Raw genomic sequence first — 299 nt, 5'->3', positions numbered from 1 at the left:
GTGATTGGCAGGATCCTGGTATCCGCTAACAGGTCAAAATGCAGATCTTCGTGAAGACCCTGACTGGCAAGACCATCACCCTGGAAGTGGAGCCCAGTGACACCATCGAGAATGTCAAGGCAAAGATCCAAGATAAGGAAGGCATTCCACCTGACCAGCAGAGGCTGATCTTTGCTGGCAAGCAGCTGGAAGATGGCCGCACCCTGTCTGACTACAACATCCAGAAAGAGTCCACCCTGCACCTGGTCCTGCGTCTGAGAGGTGGGATGCAGATCTTCGTGAAGACCCTGTCCTTGAAG

1 protein-coding gene is annotated in these 299 nt (G+C 53.5%); it reads left to right on the top strand.

The window, feature by feature from the left end:
- Window positions 1-38 precede the first annotated feature (38 nt).
- Window positions 39-299: ubiquitin family protein (locus LZP73_RS19985; RefSeq protein WP_267960263.1), on the top strand; the 261-nt coding region annotated here is incomplete at its 3' end.

Origin of the sequence: Shewanella sp. AS16, assembly GCF_021412365.1 — a bacterium.
GTDB classification, from domain to species: domain Bacteria; phylum Pseudomonadota; class Gammaproteobacteria; order Enterobacterales; family Shewanellaceae; genus Shewanella; species Shewanella salipaludis.
This window is presented reverse-complemented; position numbering and strand designations above follow the sequence as displayed.